The 25,045-nt window shown below is 63.7% G+C and carries 25 protein-coding genes; 12 read left to right on the top strand and 13 right to left on the bottom strand.

Annotated features, from left to right (window positions below; translation table 11 throughout):
- Positions 1 to 363: 363 nt before the first annotated feature.
- Positions 364 to 1,869 carry a calcium-binding protein gene (locus BLT75_RS25055; RefSeq protein WP_093029453.1) on the top strand — a complete coding sequence of 502 codons (1,506 nt, stop codon included), beginning with the start codon at positions 364 to 366 and terminating at the stop codon, positions 1,867 to 1,869.
- A 24-nt stretch (positions 1,870 to 1,893) separates the two neighbouring features.
- Here BLT75_RS25055 and BLT75_RS07735 read toward each other — a convergent pair whose 3' ends face one another.
- From BLT75_RS07735 to acs, 8 genes are all read right to left on the bottom strand, one after another.
- Positions 1,894 to 2,394: a flavin reductase family protein gene (locus BLT75_RS07735; RefSeq protein ID WP_093029714.1), complete on the bottom strand. Its 501-nt coding sequence runs from the start codon at positions 2,392 to 2,394 to the stop codon at positions 1,894 to 1,896.
- Positions 2,395 to 2,579: 185 nt separating this feature from the next.
- Positions 2,580 to 3,992 (bottom strand): 3'-5' exonuclease, encoded by a 1,413-nt coding sequence (locus BLT75_RS07730; protein WP_093029450.1) that lies wholly within the window; start codon positions 3,990 to 3,992, stop codon positions 2,580 to 2,582.
- Between the two features lies 1 nt (position 3,993).
- The gene (locus BLT75_RS07725) at positions 3,994 to 4,512 is read right to left on the bottom strand and encodes a hypothetical protein (RefSeq protein WP_093029448.1); all 519 of its coding nucleotides are present in this window, start codon (positions 4,510 to 4,512) and stop codon (positions 3,994 to 3,996) included.
- A gap of 82 nt (positions 4,513 to 4,594) precedes the next feature.
- Positions 4,595 to 6,418: a DUF294 nucleotidyltransferase-like domain-containing protein gene (locus BLT75_RS07720; RefSeq protein ID WP_093029446.1), complete on the bottom strand. Its 1,824-nt coding sequence runs from the start codon at positions 6,416 to 6,418 to the stop codon at positions 4,595 to 4,597.
- A gap of 105 nt (positions 6,419 to 6,523) precedes the next feature.
- Complete coding sequence (locus BLT75_RS07715; protein WP_093029444.1) at positions 6,524 to 8,308, bottom strand: sodium:solute symporter family protein; 1,785 nt, start codon at positions 8,306 to 8,308, stop codon at positions 6,524 to 6,526.
- 6 nt (positions 8,309 to 8,314) lie between these two features.
- Positions 8,315 to 8,599, bottom strand: a complete 285-nt coding sequence (locus BLT75_RS07710) for a DUF4212 domain-containing protein (protein WP_093029712.1) — start codon at positions 8,597 to 8,599, stop codon at positions 8,315 to 8,317.
- Positions 8,600 to 8,773: 174 nt separating this feature from the next.
- Positions 8,774 to 9,457 (bottom strand): adenylate kinase, encoded by a 684-nt coding sequence (locus BLT75_RS07705; RefSeq protein ID WP_093029710.1) that lies wholly within the window; start codon positions 9,455 to 9,457, stop codon positions 8,774 to 8,776.
- Between the two features lie 10 nt (positions 9,458 to 9,467).
- On the bottom strand, positions 9,468 to 11,432 hold the full coding sequence (gene acs, locus BLT75_RS07700) for an acetate--CoA ligase (protein ID WP_093029442.1): 1,965 nt from the start codon (positions 11,430 to 11,432) through the stop codon (positions 9,468 to 9,470).
- Positions 11,433 to 11,895: 463 nt separating this feature from the next.
- Here acs and dctP point away from each other — a divergent pair, with 463 nt between their 5' ends.
- The 6 genes from dctP (at position 11,896) to BLT75_RS07665 (ending at position 17,032) form a co-directional block, all read left to right on the top strand.
- On the top strand, positions 11,896 to 12,900 hold the full coding sequence (gene dctP, locus BLT75_RS07690; RefSeq protein WP_093029438.1) for a TRAP transporter substrate-binding protein DctP: 1,005 nt from the start codon (positions 11,896 to 11,898) through the stop codon (positions 12,898 to 12,900).
- Between the two features lie 73 nt (positions 12,901 to 12,973).
- Entirely contained in the window at positions 12,974 to 13,609 is a 636-nt protein-coding gene (locus BLT75_RS07685; protein ID WP_093029437.1) for a TRAP transporter small permease subunit, read from the top strand.
- Entirely contained in the window at positions 13,609 to 15,009 is a 1,401-nt protein-coding gene (locus BLT75_RS07680) for a TRAP transporter large permease (RefSeq protein WP_093029435.1), read from the top strand. Before BLT75_RS07685 ends, BLT75_RS07680 begins: the two co-directional genes overlap by 1 nt.
- A 140-nt stretch (positions 15,010 to 15,149) precedes the next feature.
- Positions 15,150 to 15,656: a sulfopyruvate decarboxylase subunit alpha gene (gene comD / locus BLT75_RS07675; RefSeq protein ID WP_093029433.1), complete on the top strand. Its 507-nt coding sequence runs from the start codon at positions 15,150 to 15,152 to the stop codon at positions 15,654 to 15,656.
- Positions 15,653 to 16,213 (top strand): sulfopyruvate decarboxylase subunit beta, encoded by a 561-nt coding sequence (gene comE, locus BLT75_RS07670; RefSeq protein ID WP_093029431.1) that lies wholly within the window; start codon positions 15,653 to 15,655, stop codon positions 16,211 to 16,213. Before comD ends, comE begins: the two co-directional genes overlap by 4 nt.
- A gap of 75 nt (positions 16,214 to 16,288) precedes the next feature.
- Positions 16,289 to 17,032 carry a sulfite exporter TauE/SafE family protein gene (locus tag BLT75_RS07665; RefSeq protein ID WP_245706424.1) on the top strand — a complete coding sequence of 248 codons (744 nt, stop codon included), beginning with the start codon at positions 16,289 to 16,291 and terminating at the stop codon, positions 17,030 to 17,032.
- 174 nt (positions 17,033 to 17,206) lie between these two features.
- On the opposite strand, the gene BLT75_RS24790 is transcribed toward BLT75_RS07665, so the two are convergent.
- The 4 genes from BLT75_RS24790 to BLT75_RS24775 form a co-directional block, all read right to left on the bottom strand.
- A complete protein-coding gene (locus tag BLT75_RS24790; protein ID WP_245706413.1) occupies positions 17,207 to 17,806 on the bottom strand; it encodes a fumarate hydratase C-terminal domain-containing protein in 600 nt (199 codons plus the stop codon).
- A gap of 39 nt (positions 17,807 to 17,845) precedes the next feature.
- The gene (locus tag BLT75_RS25245) at positions 17,846 to 18,451 is read right to left on the bottom strand and encodes an FAD-binding protein (RefSeq protein WP_093029427.1); all 606 of its coding nucleotides are present in this window, start codon (positions 18,449 to 18,451) and stop codon (positions 17,846 to 17,848) included.
- Positions 18,448 to 18,786: a succinate dehydrogenase gene (locus BLT75_RS07650; RefSeq protein WP_093029425.1), complete on the bottom strand. Its 339-nt coding sequence runs from the start codon at positions 18,784 to 18,786 to the stop codon at positions 18,448 to 18,450. The genes BLT75_RS25245 and BLT75_RS07650 overlap by 4 nt, the downstream gene beginning before the upstream one ends.
- Before the next feature lie 288 nt (positions 18,787 to 19,074).
- A complete protein-coding gene (locus tag BLT75_RS24775; protein WP_245706412.1) occupies positions 19,075 to 19,263 on the bottom strand; it encodes a 2Fe-2S iron-sulfur cluster-binding protein in 189 nt (62 codons plus the stop codon).
- A 177-nt stretch (positions 19,264 to 19,440) separates the two neighbouring features.
- Here BLT75_RS24775 and BLT75_RS07640 point away from each other — a divergent pair, with 177 nt between their 5' ends.
- The 3 genes from BLT75_RS07640 to dusA all read left to right on the top strand — a co-directional run bounded on the left by BLT75_RS07640 (position 19,441) and on the right by dusA (position 22,430).
- Positions 19,441 to 20,313, top strand: coding sequence for a nitroreductase family protein (locus BLT75_RS07640; protein WP_093029423.1), 873 nt, complete (start codon positions 19,441 to 19,443; stop codon positions 20,311 to 20,313).
- A gap of 79 nt (positions 20,314 to 20,392) precedes the next feature.
- Complete coding sequence (locus BLT75_RS07635; RefSeq protein WP_093029421.1) at positions 20,393 to 21,142, top strand: sulfite exporter TauE/SafE family protein; 750 nt, start codon at positions 20,393 to 20,395, stop codon at positions 21,140 to 21,142.
- A gap of 283 nt (positions 21,143 to 21,425) precedes the next feature.
- On the top strand, positions 21,426 to 22,430 hold the full coding sequence (gene dusA, locus BLT75_RS07630) for a tRNA dihydrouridine(20/20a) synthase DusA (RefSeq protein ID WP_093029419.1): 1,005 nt from the start codon (positions 21,426 to 21,428) through the stop codon (positions 22,428 to 22,430).
- 2 nt (positions 22,431 to 22,432) lie between these two features.
- Here the strand turns inward: dusA and BLT75_RS07625 are convergent, their stop codons facing one another.
- Positions 22,433 to 22,888 carry an Lrp/AsnC family transcriptional regulator gene (locus tag BLT75_RS07625; protein WP_093029706.1) on the bottom strand — a complete coding sequence of 152 codons (456 nt, stop codon included), beginning with the start codon at positions 22,886 to 22,888 and terminating at the stop codon, positions 22,433 to 22,435.
- A gap of 146 nt (positions 22,889 to 23,034) precedes the next feature.
- Between BLT75_RS07625 and BLT75_RS07620 the strand changes: the two genes are divergently transcribed.
- Together BLT75_RS07620 and BLT75_RS07615 are read left to right on the top strand one after the other, a co-directional pair.
- Positions 23,035 to 23,469, top strand: coding sequence for a universal stress protein (locus BLT75_RS07620; RefSeq protein WP_093029417.1), 435 nt, complete (start codon positions 23,035 to 23,037; stop codon positions 23,467 to 23,469).
- Positions 23,470 to 23,491: 22 nt separating this feature from the next.
- Positions 23,492 to 25,036: an alanine/glycine:cation symporter family protein gene (locus tag BLT75_RS07615; protein WP_093029415.1), complete on the top strand. Its 1,545-nt coding sequence runs from the start codon at positions 23,492 to 23,494 to the stop codon at positions 25,034 to 25,036.
- Positions 25,037 to 25,045: the final 9 nt, after the last annotated feature.

The raw sequence follows: 25,045 nt of genomic DNA, 5'->3' as shown, positions 1-25,045 counted from the left end.
CGCCGATCAGGGTATCGTCCTCTCGGGGGTGAGGCGCCGTTCGACCGGACCGGCGCCATGGCGGCCATGGGCCGCGACGGCGGGCCGCCCCCGCGGTGCCGCTGGACGTGGCGTGGGCCGAGTTCGACCATATGGCAGAACTGGGCGATGACCACGTCCAGCGGCACCCTGTTGACCGTGGCGTGAACTGACCGATGCAGGGGGCGCGAAAGCTATCGCACCATCGCCCCGCAAGAAGTCGAACTGGATCCGCTGGCGGTGCGCCTCATCCCGTTCAATGACTGCCTTCGCAGAACCGACCCGCCGTGTTAGGATGTTTGACAGCATTGCACTTTGGATTTTGTTCTGTAGGAAGGATACAACATGCGCATCAACGGCGACTTCGGCGTTCAAGGTTTGACCGTTCAGCAGGTGTTGCTAACGATTATTCGGGATGGCGCATTTGTGGAAGGCTTTCTGATTTTGGAGCAACTGGAAAGCGTTACCTTTTCCGAACTAGGCCCTGCCAGTCCCAACAACATTCCGTTGCTCAATGGCGGTTCCGTCTCGTTCTTCTTTTCCGACCAGGGCAACCCAAATCCGTCGCCAACTGTCGATAGGCCCATCTATTCCGCTGTTTTCGTGGACGAAGATTTCAATACGGTCCAGATCGACTTTCCCTCGCCGCTGTCGTTGAATCATCTGCGCAACCTGACAGCGATGGGCAGCGGCGAGCCGACGCGAACGAACTATCCCGATTTCTTCAACGCGATCTTTCCGCTGGTTGCGGGCAACTTTCTGAGTGCCAACGGTAGCGACGGGCCCGATGTCATACGGGGGTTCGACAGTGATGATTTGCTCGCCGGTCTGGGCGGCAACGACAATATCCTCGGGGAAGGAGGGGCAGACCTGATCAACGGTGGTCCCGGCAACGACACCGGTTCGGGCGGCCTGGGCAATGACTCGTTGCTGGGCGAGAACGGTGGCGATCTGTTGTTCGGCGGCCCAGGCGACGATCAGATCAGCGGCGGCCCCGGTGAGGATCTTCTGGGCGGCGGCCCGGGTAATGACCAGCTTTTCGGGGGCGCGGATAACGATCTGATCTTCGGGGCTGCGGGTGATGACACGATCGAGGGCGGCGACGGCGATGACCTGATCGGCGGCACCGACGGCAACGACCTGATCAGTGGCGACGGAGGCAATGACGCGCTTTGGGGTGCCGGCGACAACGATACCATCCAGGGCGGCGAGGGCGCCGATACCGCTGGCGGTGGCGCCGGGGATGACATCATCGAGGGCGGCGACGGCAATGACCAGCTATGGGGGGGCGACGGTAGCGATACAGCGGGCGGCGGCGAGGGGAACGACACCATCGGCGGCTTTCTGGGGAACGACAGCCTGAACGGCGAAGGTGGAAACGACGAGCTTTGGGGATCTTCGGGCAATGACACTTTGCTGGGCGGCGGTGATTTGGGGTCTGATACGCTGGGCGGCGGCATAGGCGACGACAGTCTGGATGGCGCGGGCGGCGATGACCAGCTATTTGGCGGTTTGGGCAACGATACACTGTTGGGCGGCGCTGGTGACGACATCATCTTCGGGGCGGCCGGCAACGACCTGATCCTTGGAGGACCCGGCAACAATCAGATCTACGGCGGCCCGGGGCAGGACACGATCTGGCATGAGAGCGGCGAGAACTCGGTCTTCTTCTTCTCACCCGTGGACGATGTGCTGAACCTGTCGGTCTTCGGCGGCAACTTTGCCTTTATCCAGTCCATCATGGTTCAGGACGGAAACAACGTGGTGATCGGCTCTCCGGGCGATCAGGTTATTCTGATCGACATCCAGTTGCCCAGCCTGGAGGAGGATAACTTCATCTTGGTGCCATGATGCGCTGCCGGGGCGGCGCCGGGGTCAGACCAGGTCGGTGAAACCGCCGTATTGTCCGCGCTTGAACATCAGACCCTTGCCGGGACGGTGGGTTGCGCTCAGCACTTCGCCCACCAGGATCTGGTGGTCGCCGGCCGGGTGGCGTGCTGCCAGGCGGCAATCGAAACGGGCGAGCGCCCGGCGCAGAGTGGGAATGCCGTTGAGGCCGATTGTCCAATCCGCATGGCTGAAATCCAGCCCGTCGCGGGCAAATCCCTGCGCCAGTTCATGCTGATCCTCAGCCATGACGTGAATTGCGTAATGCCGTGCGTTCGCAAAGGTCTCGTAGCGGTTCGAAGCGTTGGCCAGGCACCAAAGCACGAGAGCGGGCTCCAGGGAAACAGAGGCAAAGGAATTGGCCGTGATGGCCGCAGGTCCCTTGTTGGAGAAGGTGGTGATGACCGTCACGCCGGTGCCAAAACACCCCAGCGCATCGCGGAATGCGCGGATGGTCTCGGGCCCCGGGATGAAACTGGTCTCGGTCATGTCGGTCTCGGCTCTGGTCTGCGCCCCCACGTGCCATGACGGGCGAAGATTGTCCATGCCGGCTACGGAAGAGCCGGAGCGGCCGGGAAAGGGTGCCTTGGTATCCATGCAGCACAAGAGAGCGCGGAAATGTGTGTTTTCAATGTTTCAATTGCGCAAGAGTACGGCAGACAGGCACATTTCCTTCAATTCAGGTCTTCGAGCAGGCGACCGTGCTTTCGGGTTTCGCGGATGACTTCGCCGAACCGGTTGAAACCTCGAGCCCGCAGCATCGGAAGCATGCGGCAGAGCACCTCGGCGGTGGCCTGCGCGTCCCCAAGGGCCGTATGACGCAATTCCGCCGGAATGGTGACCCCCAGGCGGTCGCAGAGCGCATCCAGCGTATGCGTCTCGCTTGCCCCGAACAGGACCGCCGACAGCAGCACGGTGTCGAGAATCGGATGTTGCCACTCCAGTTCGCAGCGTTTGGCGTGACGGCGCAGAAAGGCCATGTCGAAGGGGGCGTTATGCGCGACGATCACCGAGTCGCGGGAAAAGTGGTGAAACTGCCGGGCCGCCGCCACGATGTCGGGCGCGCCCCGGACCATCGCATCGGACACGCCGTGCACCCTGGTGGAGGCCGGGGGAATTGGCCGCCCCGGATCGACCAGCAGGTCGAGCCTTTCGCCCGGTACGATGCGGCCCTTGACCACCCGCACGGCGCCGATCTGCACGATCTCGTCCTTGTGGGGCAACAGTCCCGTAGTCTCCGTGTCGAACACCGCAAAGTTGAGCGCGTTCAGGTCCATGTCGTCCACTGCGGCGTCCGCAACCTGGTTCAACAGGTCGAAGTCGTATACCAGGGGGCGGGGGGCTTCCGGTGCGATGCGGGCGCTGGCCTCGTCGAGGATCAGCATGTAACCGGGCGCGTTGCCCAGCGGTTTCATGCGCGCCTGATAGGTCTGCGCACCGTCGGCGCCGGACAGGGTGCAGGACACTTCCAGTCCTGTCTTGACCAGCCGGGCATAGGCGCGTTCGAGACTGTCACGCTGAAAATAGTCGAACAGCGAGGCATTGAGGCGCGGGTGTGCGATCTGGGCGAGGACCCCGGCGGCCTGACCGTCATAGAGCACGATCTGGTGACGCGGATTGGCCAGCAGCATGGCGACCGGGATCTCGGTGAGGAGCGCGGTCAGCCGCTCCTTTTCGGCAGAAAGATGCGCGGTCTCGGCGGCAACGGCGGCGGCTGTATCCATGGCGGAGGCGTTGAGCTGGCCCGCCAGTCCGGCGGCGGCGGGGGCCAGGTCGCCCAGATAGCGCGCAGCGTGCAGATCGAGACTACCCTCGGCACCGGCATGGGCGCGGACGCGCATGCTGGACGACAGGCGCTCGATCGGTTTGGCGACATTCTCGTCGAAAAGGAGCCAGATGCCCGCCACCAGCGCCACCAGCCCGAATCCTGCCATCAACGCCGCCAGCACGAAGGCATCCATCAGATTGGGATTGCCGGTGCGGACATAGGCCAGCCAGAGCGCGCCCAGCACGACCGCCAGCCCGCCCGCCGCCAGCAGGCAGAAGAAGAGAAAGATGCGCAGCCGCAGGCTCAGTCCGGTCAGCATGTCACGCCTCGCAGGTGGCCAGAATGACGGGATCGTCCGGCGGCGGGCGGCGCCAGTCGGCCTCTGCGACGCTGCCATCGGCGGCGAATTCGGCGCCGCCGGCCAGACTCGCGCGGCGGTGTCCGTCGCAATCGACCAGCACCGGCAGTTTCGTCACCGGGGCCCAGCGCCCGAAGAAGTAGAGATCCACGAGGCGCTGTCCGGGCTGCGAGGGGTTGGTCCGGACCGAGCCCGCATCAATGGCGGCGAACCGGCCGACGAAGGGCGCGACATAGGTCCACGGCCGGTAGAGGGCCCGGCTCTCGACCTCTTCGACGATCCGCATTGTTTCCGGCAGGTTGGCGCGGGTACGCGTGTACCAGCCGTATTCGCTGGCAATGGTCACACCGATCATGCCGCAGCCGGCCGCGACCGGTGCCAGCCACCGCGGCAGGCGGCCGCCGGTGAACCGGTTCAGCGCCATGACCACACCGGCGATGGCAAGCCCGGCCACCAATGTGCCTACAAGTTCCAGAAACATCGCTCGGCTCCTCCCGCTTTTCCGACCTGCCGCCAGATGCAGGCAAAGATTTTTCGACGAAAAATCTCGGCCCGCCCGGTGGTCAGCTCAGCATTCCCTTGCCGTGTCCTACGGCCGATTGCATCGTCTTTACCACCACGAAGGCGTCGCGCAGATGACTTCGCTCAAAATCGGAGAGCGATGTGGGGGCCAGATAGTTGTCGGGCGCCTCGCCGCGCCGCACCAGTGTGGCCTGATGCTCAAGCCGGGTTTCGGCGATCAGGTCATAGGCGTCCATGAGGTCGCGCGCGCCCGAAGGGCTGAGCACGCCCGCCGCCTCTGCCGCCTCCAGCCGGGCCCGGGTGCCGACCTCGGTCAACTCGCCCTGAAGCGCATAGATGCGGCCCAGATCGACCACCGGCACGACCCCGTTGTGTTTCAGGTCGAGCGTGTTGCGATGCTCGCCCGAGCGGATGGTGGCGAAGCCGCGCAGCAGGCCCAGCGGCGGAGTATGTTTCAGCGAGTTCGAGATCATGTGCGCCACGAATATCGAATTGGCCCGCGCCGCGCGCAGCGTCTCGGCCTGGAGATCGGTGAACAGCGCCTGATGCCCGCCGATCGGGCGCAGGTCGAACATCACGCTGGCCAGCATCTGTGCCTCGGGATTGGGTTTGGCGATCCAGCCGCGGAAGTATTCACGCCAGACCCGCACCGGCTGGCACCAGCGCGGGTTGGTGGCCATCATCTGGCCCGGACAGTAGACATAGCCGCAGGTATTGAGCCCGTCGCAGACATATTTCGCCAGCGCCTGGAAGTAGGGCATCTGGTCGTCGGCCACGCTGTCGTCCAGCATCAGGCAATTGTCCTGGTCCGACACGCCGGTCTGTTCCTGCCGGCCCTGGCTGCCGCAGGCGAGCCAGAGATAGGGGACCGGCGGCGGGCCGAGCTTTTCTTCGGCAAGCGCAAGCAGGCGGCGGGTGGCGGTGTCTGCGATATCGGTGATCAGCCGCGTGACGACCTCGTGCCGGTTGCCGCCCGCCACCAGTTGCACCAGCAGGCGCGGGATCTCTGCGGTGACCTCGGCCATTTCGGCGGCGCTCGGGGCGCGCGCGATGCGGCTGACCAGTTCGGCGGAATTCACCGCCTGGAACCGGGTCAGGTCGGTCTGCGTGACCATGCCCACGAGCCGGCCGGCCTCGACGATGGGGATATGGCCGATGTGGCGCTCCATCATCGCATGCAGCACGTCCGAGCCGATGGCCGAGGGCGCCAGAGTCAGCGGGGCAGGGGTCATCACCTGGGCCACCGGGGTGCTCGCGTCCCGCGCTTCGGCTACCACTTTGCCCGAGAGATCGCGCTGGGTGAGGATGCCGACCAGTGCGTCGCCCTCGCAGACGCAGAGCGAGGAGATCGAGCGGCTGCGCATAAGTCGGGCGGCCTCCTGCACCGGGGCGTCCGGCGTGCAGGTCGCGGGATCGCGCGTCATCAGGGTTTCGACCCGGCTGGTTGCCAGGCTTTGGGCCTGCGGGCGCGGGGCCCGCGCGCGGGTGAAGAATCTTGCCACCGGCGGGTGGTCCGCCATCAGCTCGGCGAACAGGTCGGCGGGCAGGACCAGTAGCACGGAATGGGCATCGGCCCGGGCCGAGGTCACGGCGCGGCCATCGCGCAGCAGCCCGCGTTCGCCGAAGGAATTGCGCAGACCCAGGTGCGAGACCACGACGCCGTTCTCGTCGCGGATCTCGATCTGGCCCTCGTAGACGATGAAGAGGCCCGGCAGGGGCTCGCCCAGATCGTAGACGGCGAAATCGCGCTCCACTTCCCAGGCGTCGATGCGCGTCGCGATGCGGGTCAGTTCGGCAAGGGGCAACGCGTCATAGGGATGAACGGATTTCAGGAACCGGGTGATCTGTTCGGGCGAAAGGGGCATGGGGCACCAGTTTGTCGAAAAAAGTCCCGCCAGGGCAAGGCCTGGCGGGACCGTGGTCAGTAAGGGCGGCCCGAAAGAGGGAGAGAAGATGGGCCGCCCGTCAACTCAGTGATCCTGAGCTGCGCCTGCGCCTCGGGGAATGCGCACGCTTTCGACCAGGTCCTTGATCTCCTGCGGGGTTTCCTTGGTCATGCCGGCCACCACATAGGCGACTGCAAAGTTGACCGCCGCACCGATTGCGCCGAACGAGGTCGACTTGACCGTGCCCAGCAGCGGGTCGGCATCGGTGAAGGAGTTGGTGTCTGGGATGAAGAACCAGCCCTTGTGCAGGAAGATGTAGATCAGGGTCACGATCAGACCGGCCAGCATGCCTGCCACCGCGCCGGTGTTGTTGATCTTCTTCGAGAAGATCCCCATCATCAGCGCCGGGAAGATCGAGGCCGCGGCGAGGCCAAAGGCAAGCGCCACTGTCTGTGCGGCAAAGCCCGGCGGGTTCAGACCCAGATAGGTGGCGACGGCGATCGAGACGGCCATGGCGATCCGGGCCGAGAGAAGCTCGCCCTTTTCCGAGATCGAGGGATTGATCGAGCCCTTGATCAGGTCATGGCTGACGGCCGAGGAAATGGCCAGCAACAGACCGGCGGCGGTGGAGAGCGCGGCGGCAAGACCGCCGGCGGCCACGAGACCGATCACCCAGCCGGGCAGGTTGGCGATTTCGGGGTTGGCCAGAACCAGGATGTCGTTGTTGAACTTGGTCAGCTCGTTACCGGCCCAGCCCTTTTCGGCAGCCTTGGCCTGCATGGCCTCGGACTTGTCGTTGTAGTACTGGATCTTGCCGTCGCCGTTCTTGTCTTCCCAGCCCAACAGGCCGGTCTTTTCCCAGGTTGCCATCCAGTCATAGCGCGGATCGGTTTCGATCTGCTCGAGCGAGACGGCTTCGGCATCGGTGCCATTGGGCCACATCATGTCGGTGATGTTGAGCCGCGCCATTGCGCCGACGGCCGGAGCGGTCAGGTACAGAAGCGCGATGAACACCAGTGCCCAGCCTGCCGACCAGCGCGCGTCCGACACCTTGGGAACGGTGAAGAAGCGCATGATGACGTGGGGCAGACCGGCGGTGCCGATCATCAGCGACAGGGTGAAGAGCACCATGTTGAACGTGTCGCCGTTGTGGATGGTGTATTCGGCAAAGCCCAGCTCGCGCAGGATCGCGTCCAGCTTGGCCAGCAGCGGCTCGCCGCTTGCGGTATGGTCGCCGAACAGGCCCAGGCCCGGGATCGGGTTGCCGGTCAGTTGCAGCGAGATGAACACGGCCGGGATGGTATAGGCCATGATCAGAACGACATACTGGGCGACCTGGGTATAGGTCACGCCCTTCATGCCGCCGAACACCGCATAGGCGAACACGACCACGGCGCCGATCAGCAGGCCGGTGGTGTTCGACACTTCGAGGAAGCGGCCGAAGGCCACGCCCACACCGGTCATCTGCCCGATCACGTAGGTCACCGAAGCGACGATCAGACAGATCACGGCCACAAGGCGCGCGGTCGGGCTGTAGAAACGGTCACCGATGAATTCCGACACGGTGAACTTGCCGAACTTGCGCAGGTAGGGGGCAAGCAGCAGCGCCAGCAGCACGTAGCCGCCGGTCCAGCCCATCAGGAAGGTCGAGTTGTCATAGCCGACAAAGGCGATGAGACCGGCCATCGAGATGAAGGATGCGGCCGACATCCAGTCGGCGGCGGTGGCCATGCCGTTGGTGACCGGGTGAACGCCACGACCGGCGGCATAGAATTCCGCCGTGGAGCCCGCGCGGGCCCAGATCGCGATGCCGATGTAGAGCGCAAAGGATGCGCCTACGAACAGCAGGTTGATGGTAAACTGGTCCATGGGGGCTTACTCCTCGTTCACGCCGTATTCGGCGTCGAGCTTGTTCATGCGCCAGGCGTAGAAAAAGATCAGCGCCAGGAACACCAGGATCGAGCCTTGCTGGGCGAACCAGAAGCCAAGATCGGTGCCGCCGACGGCAATCCCGCTCAGCATCGGGCGCAGCACGATGCCGAACCCGAAAGACACCAGCGCCCAGATCGCGAGGCTGATGAGAATGATCCGCACATTGACCTGCCAATAGCCCTTCTGGGCGTCGGTGTCCTGTGCAGAGGTGGTGGTTTGGTCCGCCATGTCGCGGTTCCTCCTTGCTTCCTCCTGAGGCGCCCGGCTGCGGTCCGGGCGGTCTCGCTCCATTTCCTGCCGCCAGGGCGTCAGGCACAAATCCGCCGTTCCGCCAAGGCGGTGCGTCGGCATTCACTTCCGGGGGACTGGCGGCGGCGCAGGCCGCGCGCCGGACTCTCTCGCCTAGCTCATCGCCCCCTTGACGATGGCAGCGAGGCCCTGGGCGATCTCGTCGATCCCGCCCATGGCGTCGATACGTTGCAACACGCCATGCCCGTCGTAATAGGCGATCAGCGGTGCGGTCTGTGCATGATACGCTTCTAGCCGGCTGGCGACTGTTTCGGCGTTGTCATCGGCACGGCGCTTCATTTCGGTGCCGCCGCACTTGTCGCAGCGGCCCTCCTGCACGGGTTTCTTGAACGTGTCGTGATAGCCTTCGCCGCAGCCGGCGCAGGTATAGCGACCCGAGATGCGGGTCACCATCTCGGCGTCTTCGACCTCGAGGCTGATGGCGGCGTTGATGCACTGGCCGCTTTCGACCAGTAGTGCATCCAGCGCCTTGGCCTGCACCGTGGTGCGGGGAAAGCCGTCGAGGATCACGCCGCGCGCGCAGTCGGGTTCGGCCAGGCGGTCGCGCAGGATGGCGATGACGATCTCGTCCGAGACCAGGTCGCCCGCCTCCATCACTGCCTTGGCCTGCTGTCCGGCAGGGGTGCCGGCAGCCACGGCGGCGCGCAGCAGATCGCCGGTGGAAAGCTGAACAAGGCCGAACTTCTCTTCCAGCATCCGGGCCTGGGTGCCCTTCCCGGCGCCCGGAGGGCCGAGAAGGATTAGAACGGCGGGGGTGGTCATCACGGCAGCGTCCATGTCCATCCCCTTACTTGCCTGCCCGATTGGCGATCAGGTCGTCGACGACCGAGGGATCGGCGAGGGTCGAGGTGTCGCCCAGCGAGCCGAAGTCGTTCTCGGCGATCTTGCGCAGGATCCGGCGCATGATCTTGCCCGAGCGGGTTTTCGGCAGGCCGGGGGCCCACTGGATCACGTCCGGGCTGGCGATTGGGCCGATCTCGGAGCGAACCCACTTGACCAGTTCCTTGCGCAGCTCCTCGCTGGGTTCCTGGTCGTTCATCAGGGTGACGTAGCAGTAGATGCCCTGGCCCTTGATCTCGTGCGGGTAGCCCACCACGGCGGCCTCGGCCACCGCGGCATGCGCCACCAGCGCGCTTTCGACCTCGGCGGTGCCCATGCGGTGGCCCGAGACGTTGATCACGTCATCGACGCGCCCGGTGATCCAGTAATCGCCATCGGCATCGCGGCGGCAGCCGTCGCCGGTGAAGTAATAGCCTTTGTAGTCGGCGAAATAGGTCTTCTGGAACCGCTCGTGATCGCCCCAGACGGTGCGCATCTGGCCCGGCCAGCTATCCTTGATGCAGAGCACACCCTCGACCCCGTTGCCTTCGATCTCGACGCCGGACTGCGGGTCCAGTACTACGGGCAGGATGCCGAAGAAGGGTTTCATCGCCGAACCCGGCTTGGTGGCATGGGCGCCCGGCAGCGGGGTCATCAGGTGACCGCCGGTCTCGGTCTGCCACCAGGTATCGACGATCGGGCATCTGCCCTTGCCCACCACCTCGTTGTACCAGTTCCAGGCCTCGGGGTTGATCGGTTCGCCGACCGTGCCCAGCAGGCGCAGGTCGCTCAGGTCGTGCTTTTCGACAAAGCTGGTGCCCTGGCCCATCAGCGCGCGGATGGCGGTGGGGGCGGTGTAGAACTGGTTGACCTTGTGCTTGGCGCAGACCTCCCAGAAGCGGCCCGCGTCGGGATAGGTCGGCACGCCTTCGAACATCAGCGTGGTGGCGCCATTGGCCAGCGGGCCATAGACGATGTAGCTGTGGCCGGTGACCCAGCCCACGTCCGCGGTACACCAGTAGATGTCGCCGTCGTGATAGTCGAAAGTGATCTGGTGGGTCATCGCGGCATAGACCAGGTAGCCGCCGGTGGTGTGCACCACGCCCTTGGGCTGACCGGTCGAACCGGAGGTATAGAGGATGAACAGCGGATCCTCGGCGCCCATCTCGGCGGGCTTGCAATAATCCGACGCCTCGAGCGCCATCTCGTTATAGTCGTAGTCGCGGTCGGCGATCCAGGTGGTCTGGCCGCCGGTCCGTTTCACGACCAGGCATTTGACGCTGTCCTTGCAGTGCAGCAGTGCGGCGTCGGCATTGGATTTCAGCGGCGTCTTGCGGCCACCGCGGGGCGCCTCGTCGGCGGTGATCACCACCTTGGCGTCGCAACCGTTGACCCGGGCCGCCAGCGCGTCGGGCGAGAAGCCGGCAAAGACGATGGAATGGATGGCGCCGATCCGGGCACAGGCCAGCATGGCATAGGCGGCCTCGGGGATCATCGGCAGATAGATGACGACGCGGTCGCCCTTGCGCACGCCCAGACTCTCCAGGATGTTGGCCATCCTGCAGACCGAGCCGTGCAGCTCCTTATAGGTGATGTGTTTCGCGGCTTCGGTGGGCGAGTCCGGTTCCCAGATGATCGCGGTCTGATCGCCGCGGGTGGCGAGGTGACGGTCGATACAGTTGGCCGTGACGTTCAGCGTGCCATCGGCGTACCAGTTGATCGAAACCTCGCCGAAATTGTAATTGACGTCCTTGACTTGGGTAAAGGGCTTGATCCAGTCGACCCGCTTGCCCTGCTCGGCCCAGAACGCGACCGGGTCGGAGATCGAGGCAGCGTACATTTCGGAATATTGTTCCGCATTCACATGGGCGCGCGACACGACGTCCGCGGCTGGCGGATACAGCTTGGTCTCGGTCTGAGCTGCTGGTGACATGGATGAGGTTCCTCCCTCTGAGAAATTTCACTGTGACCGATATCACCCGGAGAACCTGGTGTTGTCGATCCGCTTCCGACCCTGCGCAGATCATAGTTGAAATTGAAAACAATGAAATAAATTACTGGATTTCAAAGGATTGTCTGTAAAGTATTTTTTCGCATACCGAGAAGTTGTAAATGATAGCGCCTGAACAGGTCAAATATCTCAATGAAAACGGCAGCCATCTTGTCAATATCTCGCGATGTGGGCTTTCCGTTTTGGGGCGGCTGCGCCGGAAACCGACCGAGGCAATTCGGGTTCGCGGGTGTGACATAATGTTTCGGGGCCCGCCTTCAATCCGCAATCTTTATGCGTTTGCGATACCGGCCGAGTCGGTGTTCGGCGGGCTTGGCATGCGTCACTGTTGGCGCTAGCTTGTCCGCGAGCGGTCGAACAAGGCCGCCACAAAGGGAGAGACTTCATGAACAAGATGTTGAGCGGCGCGGTCGTGGCCGCCGTGGCCGTTTCGTTCGCCGCTGAAGCAGGCGCAACCGAATGGAACGTGTCGGTCTGGGGCAAGCGTCGGGCCTTTACCGAGCATATCGAGAAGCTGGCCGAACTCGTGAGCGAAAAGACCGGCGGCAGTTTCACCATGAACATCAGCTATGGCGGTCTGAGCAAGAATACCGAGAACCTTGACGGTATCTCGATCGGCGCTTTCGAGATGGCGCAGTTCTGCGCCGGTTACCATGCGGACAAAAACCCCTCGATCACGGTTCTGGAATTGCCGTTTCTGGGTGTCAGTACGCTGGAAGAGGAATGGAAGGTTTCGCAGGCGGTCTATGAGCATCCGGCCACTGCCGCCGATCTGGCGCGCTGGAACGCGACGCTGCTGATGCCTTCGCCGCTGCCGCAATACAACATCGCGGGCGTGGGCGAGCCGCCGCGCACACTCAAGGATTTCGACGGCCTGACCGTGCGCGCCACCGGCGGCATCGGCGAGGCGCTGAGCCTGATCGGAGCGGTGCCGACCTCGGTCACCTCGGAGGAGGCGCGCCAGGCGCTCGACTCCGGCATCGTCAAGTCGATCGCATTTGCGCCGCACGCGCACATGTCCTTTGGCGTGATGGAAGTGGCGAAGTGGTGGAGTGACAACCTGAACCCCGGCACGGTGAACTGCCCGGTGGTTGTCAATACCGATGCGTTGAACGCGCTCAGCGACGCGGAGCGCGACGCGCTGCTGGGTTCGGTCGACGAGGCGATGGAGTACTACATCGACTTCTATGAAAACCAGACGATGAAGAAATGGTGGCCGCTGCTCGAGGAAAAGGGAGTCGAGCGGATCAGCTACAATGAGGAGCGTCTGGCCGAGTTTCGCGAGAAGGCCGCGGGCCCGGTGGCGGCGAAGTGGATCGAGGACAACACTGCGCGCGGCCTGCCCGCACAGGAACTCTATGATCTCGTGATCAGCACGCTGGGCCGCTGAGGCCCGGACGTGGGGCGCACCCGGGCCGGGGTGCGCCGCCTTTTCATTCAAAATCCAATGAGGGAGCAGGGCCATGGCGATCAAAGCCTCGGTGCTTGCCGATGACAGTCTGCTGAGCCGGCTGGATCGGGGGTTATACAGGTTGGAGACGATGTTCGGCCTTGTCAGCGGGCTGTCCGTGTTCGCCCTGATGATCCTGGCTGTCTATTCGGTGGGCGGGCGCAACATCCTCAACAGCCCGGTGCGCGGCTATGTCGACTGGATCGAGATCACCATGCCTCTGATCGCGATCATGGCGGTAAGCTATGCGCAGCGCGACGGCGTTCATATCCGGATGGATATCCTGGTGAGCAGGCTGAGGGGCCGCTGGCTGTGGATCGCAGAGTTCGTGACCACCCTGCTGGTGCTGCTTCTGGTGCTGCTGCTGATCTGGGGGTCTTGGGCGCATTTCCAGCGCAGCTTCGATTTCGCCGCGCCGCTCTGGAGCCGGGATAGCACAATCGACATCAAGCTGCCGATCTGGCCGGCCAAACTGGTCGTGCCGCTGGCCTTTTCCGTGCTTGCGCTCAGGCTGGTCCTGCAACTCTGGGCCTATGGCCGGGCAATCCTGCTGGGCACGGACAATCCGGTTGCGGTGCCGCTGATCGAAGATGCCGCAACCATCGCCGCCCGCGAGGCCGAGGCGGTTACCGGCCGGGAGGATACGTGATGGAAACCATCGACATCGGCATCATTGTCTCGCTTGGCCTGCTCGTCATGGTGGTTCTGGGCATGCGCGTGGCCTTTGCCGCGGCGATGGCCGGGCTTGTCGGGCTGATCTGGATATTCTGGGCAAAGAAGGGCTATGATCCGGCACAGTTCGGCTGGGCGCTGACGGTGGCGACCAAGACCGCCGGGCAGGTCCCGCATTCCAAGGTGGCAAGCCAGGCGCTGAGCCTGATCCCGACCTTCATCCTGATCGGCTATCTTGCCTATTACGCCGGCCTGACCAAGGCGCTGTTCGAAGCGGCCAAGCGCTGGATCGCCTGGGTGCCGGGCGGGTTGGCGGTTGCCACCGTGTTTGCCACGGCGGGGTTTGCAGCCGTGTCGGGGGCCTCGGTCGCGACCTCGGCCGTATTCGCCCGGATCGCCATTCCGGAGATGGTCGAGAACGGGTATAACAAGAAATTCGCCGCCGGGGTGGTTGCCGCTGCGGGCACGCTGGCGTCGCTGATCCCGCCCTCGGCGATCCTGGTCATCTACGCGATCATCGTCGAACAGGACGTGGGCAAGCTGCTCTTGGCCGGGTTCATCCCGGGCGCTTTTTCGGCCCTGGTCTACACGCTGATCATCGTCGGCATCGCCATGATCTGGAAACGGGTCGGTCCGCCCATTGGCGGGTTCACCTGGAAGGAGCGTTTCGTTTCGCTGCCGCCGGCACTGCCTATCGTGGCGGTGGTGGTGATCATCATCTTCTTTGTCTACAACCCTTTCGGCGATGCCTGGGGCACGCCGACCGAGGGCGGGGCGATCGGCGCCTTCATCGTGTTCCTGATGGCGGTCTACAGGGGCATGCGCTGGGTCGAGTTGAAGTCGGCGCTGCTTGAGACTGCCAAGCTGACGGTGATGATCTTCACGATCATCTGGGGCGTCCTGATCTATGTCCGCTTTCTTGGCTTTGCCGACCTGCCAGGGGCCTTCGCGGACTGGATCACCTCGCTTCACATGTCGCCGATGCTGATCCTGATCTGCATCCTCTTGGCCTATGCGGTGCTGGGCATGTTCATGGACGCGATCGGAATGCTGCTGCTGACCCTGCCGGTGGTCTATCCGGCTGTCATGGCGCTGAATGGCGGGGAGACGGTCAGCGCCGCCGACAGCGCCTTTGGCATGTCGGGGACCATGTGCGCGATCTGGTTCGGCATCCTCGTGGTCAAGATGGCCGAGTTCTGTCTGATCACGCCGCCCATCGGGCTCAACTGTTTCGTGGTGGCGGGCGTACGCCCCGACCTGAGCGTGCAGGACGTGTTTCGGGGGGTGGCGCCGTTCTTTGTCGCGGACGCGGTGACCATCGCGCTTCTGGTGGCGTTCCCCGGCATCGTCCTGTGGTTGCCGTCGCTTGCGGGTTAGGGGCATTTGTCGAAAATCCGAAACACGGCATTGCGGGTTTGAAATCGGACTGACTGCGGGCGGGCGGCCCTTGTGCTGCCCGCGACATCATCTACCGTGCGTCGCAGACCGGCGCGCGGCGCCCTGAACCGGAGGATGACGTGTCGATAGACGCAAGGATCGTGGACGACCTGCAAGCGAACGGGATCGAGTTCGTGACAACGGTGCCCTGCAAGCAACTGGCCGGCGTGATTGCAGAGGTCGATGCGCGGCCCGGTATCCATCATGTGCCCTCGAACAAGGAGGACGAGGGCATGGGGCTGTGCGCTGGTGCATGGATGGGCGGCAAGCGCCCTTGCATCATCATGCAGAACACCGCCATCGGCGTCACCATCAACACGCTGGCCACGCTGATCCAGTATTACCGGTTGCCGCTGCCGATGCTGATCTCGTATCGCGGCGAGTTGCGTGAACCCGTGGCCTGCCAGGTCGAGATGGCGGTGCATACCAAGGCGCTTCTGGCCCAGCTCAACATTCCGACCTATCACTTTCATCGCCAGGCGGATGTCGAGGAACTGGACCAGATCCTGAAATATACATTCATGTGCAACAAGCCCGTGGCAATCCTGACGGATGCCAGCTTCTGGGGAGGCTACGGCGATCAATGATCCGATATGACATCCTGACCGAAATCGCCCCGATCCTGCGCGACCACCTGGTGATCTGCAACATCGGCATTCCTAGCCAGGAGCTGCATGCCATCGACGACCAGCCCAGCAATTTCTACATGTTGGGCACGATGGGGCTGGCCTCGTCGATCGGACTGGGGCTGGCGCTGGCGCAGCCCAAGCCGGTGATCGTGATCGACGGAGACGGGTCGGTGCTGACCAATCTCGGCACGCTGCCGACCATCGCCAACAATGTCGCCGACAATTACATCCTGCTGATCGTGGACAACGGCTCTTACGGTTCGACCGGAGACCAGCCCACCTATGCCGGCCGCAAGACCTCTCTGGCGGCGATGGCGCGGGCGGCGGGTTGCGAACGGGTGATCGAATGCGCGGCCGAGGACACGGGCCGGGTGTTGACCGAGGCGCTGGAGGCACGGCAGATGACGGTGATCGTCGCCAAATGCGACAGCGGAAACCGCAAGATGCCGGTGATCACGATGGATCCGGTTGTCATCCGCGACCGGTTCATGAAGGCCGTGGCCGCCGGAGGCTGAGACGGCAGCGGGCGGGAACCGCCCGCGCCGCAACCGCGACGACCGGGACTGACTGAAAGGATGCCGCGCGTGAACATGGAAACGGTCGTCTTCCTGGCGCTTGGCGGGTGCGCCGGCGGCTTCGTGAACGGCTTGTCCGGCATGGGGACCGCGCTTTTCGCGCTGACCTTCTTCCTGCTGAAGTTCGATCCCGAAACAGCGGTGGCGCTGGCCGCGCTTCTTGCGGTGCTCGCCGGGATCCAGGGCATGTGGGTGGTGCGCGGCGAGATCCGGGCCGACCTGCGCAGGGTTTTGCGGTTCATCCTGCCGGGCCTGGCGGGCGTGCCATTGGGCCTTTTGCTGCTGGGTCGGGTGGACGCCGACCTGTTGCGGCGCCTGATTGCCGTGTCTCTGGTGCTCTATGGCGGCTACTTCGGTTTTCGAAAGGCGCTGCCGCGGCTGGAGCGGCCGCATCGCTGGATCGACCGGTCGGCCGGTTTTGTGGGCGGCGTGATGGGGGGGCTGGCATCCCTGTCGGGCCTGGTGCCGGTCATCTGGCTGTCGATGCGCGGCTGGCCCCGCGGCGAGACGCGCGCCGTCCTGCAAAGTTTCAACCTGGTGATCCTGCTGTTCGCGATCTGCGGTCTGGCGCTGAAAGGGGCCTATGGCCGCGAGACGCTGGAAGCCTTCGCCGTTGTCCTGCCAGCAGGTATCGTGGCGGCGCAGGCCGGGATCTTCGTGTTCCACCGGATCACCGACGCCCAGTTCCAGCGCTTGCTGATCCTGCTGTGCCTCTGCCTGGGCATTGGCATGCTGCTGCGGGACGCGCTGGCGGGATAAGGCGGCGGGGGGCCGGTCGGCGGCACCGCCCCCGTCGCCCGTCGGGCGACTCCGCCGGAGCACTTGCGTAAAGATGAAGGCGAAGCCGACCGGTCAGAACACGGGCGCGGCCAGGGAATACGGCCCTGGTTCCGGCCCTGGCCAGCACCTGCGCGACGACATCGGCTCCGCGCATCAGATCACTTCGTCCGACCGGTCGTCGGTTTCACCAGAGCGTTTCATCACCGCCGGTCTTGTCCCTTCGTAGAGATGTTCGATATTGCCCGCGATCCTTGCGTTCGCACGTTCGAAAAGGCAGGTGCCGTCGAGATCCGAGGCAACGATGAACGGACCCATGCGATTGCAGCGGATCACCCGCATTGCCTGCGCCATCCCCAGTTCGGCAGGCCAGTGCACCGCCTCGACGCGCTCGACCTCGCGGCCCAGCAGTGCGCCGGTGCCGTAACCCACCGTCGATAGATAGACCGCGCCGTTGGGCACGAAATGTTCCTTGTAGTCCTTTGGTGACATGCCTCCCTTGCCGACGATCAGTTTCGCGCCGGTGCGGGCCATCCATTCCGGCAGCCATTTGGCAAAGTGGAACGAGGCGGTGGCGGTCACCGCGCCGGCGATACCGCCGAACACCGTGGAATTGGCCACGCCGTTGCCGCCCAGCCGGTTCGAGCCATGCGAGCGGCGGGTGTCCTCGCCCGCGACACAGCGACCCTCAAGCGCGGTGCGGGTGTCGACATCAACCACCACTCCGCCCATGAAGTAATGCGCGGTCGGCACCACCTCGACCTTTTCTTTGGCAAGGTCGAAACCGCAATCTGCTCAGCGCTTGACCATTCCAGGAAAACTGGCGCACACGGCATAGATGCCACGGCTGACCACATCGCGCGTGGCGCGTTCGCCCTTGGCGTCATAGTCGAACATGAAGCGTTGACCGGCAGGGTTCAGCAAACGCCCGCCGGCGCCGCGCAGGGCCGTCGCGAGCCCGTTCATGCTCTTGTCGCCCGAGGGCGTATGATAGCGGTACATGGTCGGCTCGCGGCCCGTGGCCATCAATACCGCCCGGGCGCGGACCAGCCGAAAGAGACCGCGCCGCATGTCGATCATCAGAACACTCGCCAACGCCGACCCGTCCCGCGACGGCACCAGACCGACTGCCCGATGTTCCTGCATCTGCTCGACATTCTGGGCCAGCACCTGCTCCATCGGCCGCAGACCTCCGAACGCATGCAGGGCGAGAAGAAATACAAGGGCGAATTCCGACAGTTTCACAAGCGGATATTCGGCAAGGCTCAGGTAACGGTCGAACTTGTCCGGGGCAGTCAACGCCAGGGCCAGGACGCGGAAATGCACCGGCAGGAAAAGCGCCAGCGCCAGTCCGGACAGGCGATGGGTGAGAAAGGCAAGCCAGGGCGGGTGCGACCTCATGAGCGGACTCCGGTCACGGCAACGACCGCGTGCAGCCCGGTGGCGATCAGGAGGGCGGCGATGACAAGCGGCGGCAGCACGAGGGCCCCGCCGCGCAGGCCAAGCCATTCGGGCAGGATGACCCGCAGGCCGATGGCGCCATGAAAACCGGCGATCAGCACGAAACCGCGGTAGAACAGGAACCAGAGGTCGGAACCATGGGTCCGCGAGAGTATCTCGGCGGCGCTCGGACCACCATGGATGGCCCGGACCATGACGCCCGGATGCAACAGCACGAAAGGCGCCATCAGAACTGCGGTGATCCGCTGGAGCAGGTAGAGGCGCATGTCCGGCATCAGCTGCGTCCCCGCAGCGCGCGCCGGGCCGCGGCCCGTCTCAGCCCGGCAATGGCCGCCGTCGGGTCGAGACCGTTGGGGCTATGCGCCGTGCAGCTTCCAATGGAATGGCAGGACTGGCAGCCGCCCGAGCCGGAGACGTGGTCTGTGGGTCCGTCTGTGCGGTGGGGGCGGTTCTGTCGCGAGTAGGGTGATGATGCCCGCCAGCCCTTGTCCATTTTGCGAAGAACGGGTCCATGTCCACGACGAGGTCGCGGATCAGGGGCAGGTTCCGAAGCGGTCCGATTGTCAGCTGGCCCCCCTTTGCGCGGTCTGAACATGGGTGCGGCAGGTCCGGCGCGGGACACAGTCCACCATCATCGCGCAACTGCCGCACATGCCCACCCGGCGGGCGAAACGATAGGCAAGTGTCGGCTCTGTGTTGTGTTGAATCCAGCTTACCACGTCCAGCACCGTCTGGCTGTCCTGGGCGGGCACATCTCAGGTCTGGAGCTGGACGGCCTCTGCGGTGCCGCGCTGGATGGTGACCGAAAGGGTTATTGCAGACAGGTTCCCCATGTTTTCGATATCCGCTGGTGATGGATTCCAATAGCTTCGGAAGCTAAGCAAACAAAAAACAATTATGATTTCAAGATTTGTAAGGAAAAGTTACACATGGGCGACGAGACATCGAGTTCCAGGCTGGCCGCAGTGATCGAGGCGCGGTTCGGCGACCGGATCGACATGACAGCGCTGGATCTTGCCCCGGCGGCGGCAGATGCGGCATATGCGATGCTGTCGCGCGGGTCGTGCCGGCATTACGCCGATCGGCCCGTGCCCGAGGCCATGATGCGGCTCCTCGGGGCGATTGCTCTGTCGTCGCCCAGCAAGAGCGACCTGCAACAGCGCGACATCATCTGGGTGCGCGGGCCGCAGGCGTCGAGGGTCAAGGCGCTGGCCGGCGCGCAGGACTGGATCGCCGGAGCCCCGGAACTGCTTGTGTTCTGTGCCAACAACCGCCGCCAGCGTCAGTTGCACCAGATGCAGGGGCGACCCTTTGCCAACGACCATCTCGACGCATTCTTCAATGCCAGCGTCGATGCGGCGATTGCGCTGTCGGCCTGCGTGTCCGGGGCCGAGGCGCTGGGTTTGGGGTGCTGCCCGATCAGCACCATCCGGAACGCGGCAGATGAGGTGAGCGCGGTGCTGGGCCTGCCCGGACATGTGTTTCCCGTCGCAGCGCTTGCGGTGGGTTGGCCAGAGTTCCCGCAACCGCGCCTCAGCATGCGCCTGCCACTTGCCGCGACCTTTCACGAAAATTGCTATTCCGAAGGCGAGCCCGAAGCGACCATTGCCGAATATGACCAGCGCCGGGCTGGGCAGACACGGGGCATGCGGCAACGCGCGCAGGAGCGTTTCGGCCGCGCCGATCCCTATACCTGGTCCGACGACAAGACACGCCAGTATGCGGTGCCCGAACGGGCGGATTTTGCCGAATTCATTCGGGTCAAGGGGTTTCGAATTGATCCCGATACGCGCGATGAGTGACCGGGCGCGGCCTTGACTTGTGTATAGTGGGCCGTGTTTCTGGATCCGTCGAAATGTTGCGAAAAATGGCGGCTGAGGAATGGGTGACACCGAAACTCTGGTGATCGGGGCGGCGGTTCTGTTCCTGGCCGGCAGCATCAAGGGCTTCATCGGATTGGGATTGCCGACGGTTGCGATGGCACTTCTGACGCTCGCTCTGGAACCGCGTGCCGCTGTGAGCCTGATCCTGGTTCCGATGCTGGTCAGCAATCTCTGGCAGATGATCCGTGGTGGTCCGGTTGCCTCTGTCATCCGCCGGCATTGGCGGTTTGCAATCCTTCTCGCCCTCTCCGTTGCGATCACCCTGTGGCTCAGCCGCGATACCGGGGACCGGGTGCTGGGCTTTGTTCTGGGTTCGGTCGTGATCGTCTTCGCGGCGACCGGGTGGTGGAAGCTGGTGCCCGAGATACCGCAAGCCGGCTCAGGACGGGTGGAGACCGCCGCCGCCCTTTTGACCGGGGTCGTGGCGGGCCTGTCGGCGGGTTGGGTGCCGCTGGCCATGTATCTTTTCGCCCGGCGGGTCTCTCCGCAGGAGTTCGTGCAGGCTACCGGCTTCCTGGTCTCGGTTGGCTCCGTTCCCATGCTGATGGGTTATCTTGCCTTGGGCCATGCCGATGGTCAGAGTACGGTGATGTCGGCAATTCTCGTCCTGCCCACGCTTGCGGGGTTCACTCTGGGCGAAGGATTGCGTCGGCGAGTCGATCCGGAGGTCTTTCGCAAGGCGCTGCTGATCACCTTTGCTGGACTGGGCCTGAACCTTGTCTTCCGTTCGGTCAGCGGTGGCTGGTAGCGGACGCGCGCAGGCTCGGACATGGCCGCCACCCTGCGGAACGCACGCACCGCCCATAGGTTCAGATTGTGGCGCGTGACTTTGGATCAGGCATTCGGTCCGGGCGGTCACGAACGGGGGAGGCGTCACCGGACGAAGCAACCGGAACAGGCGATGTCCTCACGGTTCATCTGTGCTAGACGGTGCCAGACCAGATTCGAGTTTCACATGTTGTCCGGCATCAAAAAAGGATAGTGAAGCAAGGCCGATCGACGTGACTCGGTCGGAACACGGAGCGAACGCATTGAAGACAGACCCACAAAGAGCAGCGCGTCTCAGCGTGGCCCCGATGATGGATTGGACGGACCAGCATTGCCGGTACTTCCACCGCCTGCTGAGCCGCGAGACGCTGCTGTATACCGAGATGGTGACGGCACCCGCACTGGTGCGGGGCGGGGCGGTGCATTTGCTGGATCATGATGCCGCCGAGCATCCCGTGGCGCTGCAACTGGGCGGGTCGGACCCGCGCGAACTGGCGCAGGCCGCCCGTCTCGGCGCGGATGCGGGCTATGACGAGATCAACCTGAATTGCGGCTGTCCGTCGGATCGGGTGCAGTCGGGCACGTTCGGCGCCGTTCTGATGACGCATCCGCGCCTGGTTGCGGATTGTGTCCTGGCCATGCGCGAGGCGGTGGACGTGGAGGTGACCGTCAAATGCAGGATCGGGGTGGATGATCAGGACCCCGAGGTCGTGCTGCCGGATTTCCTGGACCATATCGCGCGGGCGGGATGCCGGCGCGTGACCATTCATGCGCGCAAGGCCTGGTTGCAGGGTCTCAGCCCCAAGGAAAACCGGGATATCCCGCCACTCGACTATGATCTGGTGCATCGGATGAAGGCGCGGTTTCCCGATCTGCACATCTCGATCAACGGCGGCATCACGTCTCTGGATGAAGCCCGCGCACATCTCGATGCGGGACTCGACGGGGTTATGATCGGGCGGGCGGCCTATCACCAACCGGCCGATATCCTGTGTGGCGCCGACCCGATGATCTTTGGAACCGGGGCCGCCAGCGACCCGGTCGAGGCGGTGCGCGCCATGTTGCCATATATCGAGGCGCATCTGGCATCCGGTGGCCGCTTGCATCAGATCACGCGGCATATGCTGGGCGCGTTTGCAGGCCGGCCCGGTGCCCGGAGCTGGCGGCGGATGCTGTCCGAGGGCGCCGTGCACAAGGGAGCCGGACCGGAACTGGTCGAGGCGGCGCTGGCGCAGATCGTCGAGATGCCGGAGCGTCAGGCCGGCTGATCCTAGCCAAGGTGAAAGCCGCGGAACTCCTTGTTTGTCCAGAGGCTGAGCATGGTCTTCATCTGGCTGACCGCCGGAATGGTCGACAGGCGGGACCGGTAGAGCGCCTCGTAATCCGCAGGCGAGCGGACACAGACGCGCATCAGGAAATCGAACTCGCCCGTGATCATGTGACATTCGAGAATCTCGGGCATCAGCGCCACCGCCTTTTCAAAGGCTTCAAGATCCTCGCGCCGCTGCGAATTCAGCTTCACTTCGATGAACACCTGGACATCGAGCCCTACCGCTGCCCGGTCGATCTGCGCCGCGTAGTTGCGGATCACACCGGCGGATTCGAGCAGCTTGACGCGCCGGTGGCAGGCCGATAGCGACAGCCCGATGCGATCGGACAAGGCCGCCATGGATACCTGACTGTCCTGCTGTAGGATCGTGACGATTTTTCTATCCAGGTCGTCCATTCGAAATTTTTCCTGAAATTTCAGAAAATAAGACACCATTTCCGAATTTTTTCCGAAACGACAGGAAGTTTCGTAACATTTTTTTTATGTGGTACGTATTTTTACGTGGCGTCATTTGGACGCAGAGCATTTCCAGGGAGGAAGACATGACAACCAAATTCGTCGTCGGCTATGACGGCAGCGCGGCGTCCCGGCGCGCACTGGATTTCGCGATGGAGCGTGCCGCGGCCGTTGGCGCCACGATTATCGTGGCCCATGTGCTTGAATGGTCGCCCTATTCTTTTCTCACCCCGACCGAGCTGGAGGAGCGTCACAAGCGCCGGGGCGAAGAACTGGCACGTGCGGAAAGCCACCTGATGGCCCCGTTGAAAAGCCAGTTGTCGGGCAAGGGCGTCCCCTTGGAAACCGTAATCCGCTACGGTCACGTGGCCGACACGCTCTGCGAGATTGCGACAGACAATGGCGCGGCGCAGATCTTTGTCGCGCGCAAGGGCGAAAGCAGCCTGGCCGCGCGCGTGTTCGGATCGGTTGCCGGTACGCTGGCGCAATGCGCGCCTGTCCCTTGCACCATCGTGCCGTAAACTTCCAGGTATCGAGGATCCCATGAAAAATCTTTCCAAAGCAGTGGCACTTGCCGCGCCGGCGGCGATGATGTCGGCAGCTCCGGCACTTGCCCAGTCCATCGACGAGAAGGTCAACGAGATATTTGCAAGCTCGACCGGCTGGTTCGTCAATTTCATCTTCAGCCCGTTTCCCGGAACCAGCTTTCCCTGGATCGTGGCCTGGCTGGTGGTCGCGGCGACGGTCTTTACCTTTTACTTCGGATTCATCCAGTTCCGCGCCTTTCCGCATTCCATAGCGCTGGTGCGGGGGGACTATTCGGACCCGAAAGATGCCGGCGAGGTCAGCCATTTCCAGGCGCTTGCCACCGCGCTGTCCGGCACCGTGGGTCTTGGCAATATCGCGGGCGTGGCGGTTGCCGTTGGCATCGGCGGGCCGGGCGCGACCTTCTGGATGATCCTGGCCGGCCTGATGGGCATGGCGTCGAAATTCACCGAATGCACGCTGGGTGTGAAGTACCGTAACGAATATGCCGATGGCACCGTTTCGGGTGGCCCGATGTATTACATGACCAAGGGCTTTGCCGAGCGTGGTCTTCCGGCGGGCAAGTTCATGGCCGTGCTGTTCTCGATCTTCTGCATCCTCGGCGCCTTCGGCGGCGGCAACATGTTCCAGGCCAACCAGGCGCATGCGCAGATCACCAATGTGGTGGGCGACTATCCCGGCTGGATCACCGGGCTGATCTTTGCCGGCGTGGTCTTTGCCGTCATCGTCGGCGGCCTGAAATCCATCGCCCGGGTGACGGAAAAGGTCGTGCCGTTCATGGGTATCCTCTATGTCGGTACGGCGCTGTTCATCCTGGTGATGAACTTCGACAAGATCGGCTGGGCCTTTGGCCAGATCTTCGCTGGCGCCTTTACCGGCGCGGGTGTCGCCGGCGGGATGGTCGGAGCGCTGATCCAGGGCTTCAAGCGCGCCGCCTTCTCCAACGAGGCGGGCGTGGGTTCGGCAGCCATTGCACACTCGGCCGTCCGGACCAAGGAGCCGATCACCGAAGGCTTCGTGTCGCTGCTTGAACCGTTCATCGACACCGTGGTGATCTGTACCATGACCGCGCTGGTGATCATCATCACCGGCCAGCTGATCCAGGACCCGACGACCGGCCTTTACCTGCTCGATGCCGGTGCCTCGACCATCCAGACCGTGGATGGCAACAAGGGCGTGGCGCTGACCTCGGCGGCCTTCTCCTCGGCCTTTGGCGGGTTCAAGTACATCCTGGCCGTCGCGGTGATCCTGTTCGCCTTCTCCACGATGATCAGCTGGTCCTACTACGGGCTGAAGGCCTGGACCTTCCTGTTCGGCGAAGGCAAGACCACCGAGATGGTGTTCAAGCTGCTGTTCTGCGTCTTTGTCGTGATCGGCGCGGCCGCCAGCCTCGGCCCGGTCATCGACTTCTCGGATGCGGCGATCTTTGCGATGGCGGTGGTGAACATCATCGCGCTCTATTTCCTGATGCCGATCGTCAAGCGCGAGATGACCTCGTACCTCTCGCGCCTGAAATCCGGCCAGATCAGGAAATTCGGCTGATCCACAGAT

The sequence above is a fragment of the Ruegeria marina genome (assembly GCF_900101475.1).
GTDB classification, from domain to species: domain Bacteria; phylum Pseudomonadota; class Alphaproteobacteria; order Rhodobacterales; family Rhodobacteraceae; genus Ruegeria_B; species Ruegeria_B marina.
The sequence above is the reverse complement of the archived record's forward strand: the minus strand, read 5'-3'. Positions and strand labels throughout refer to the sequence as shown.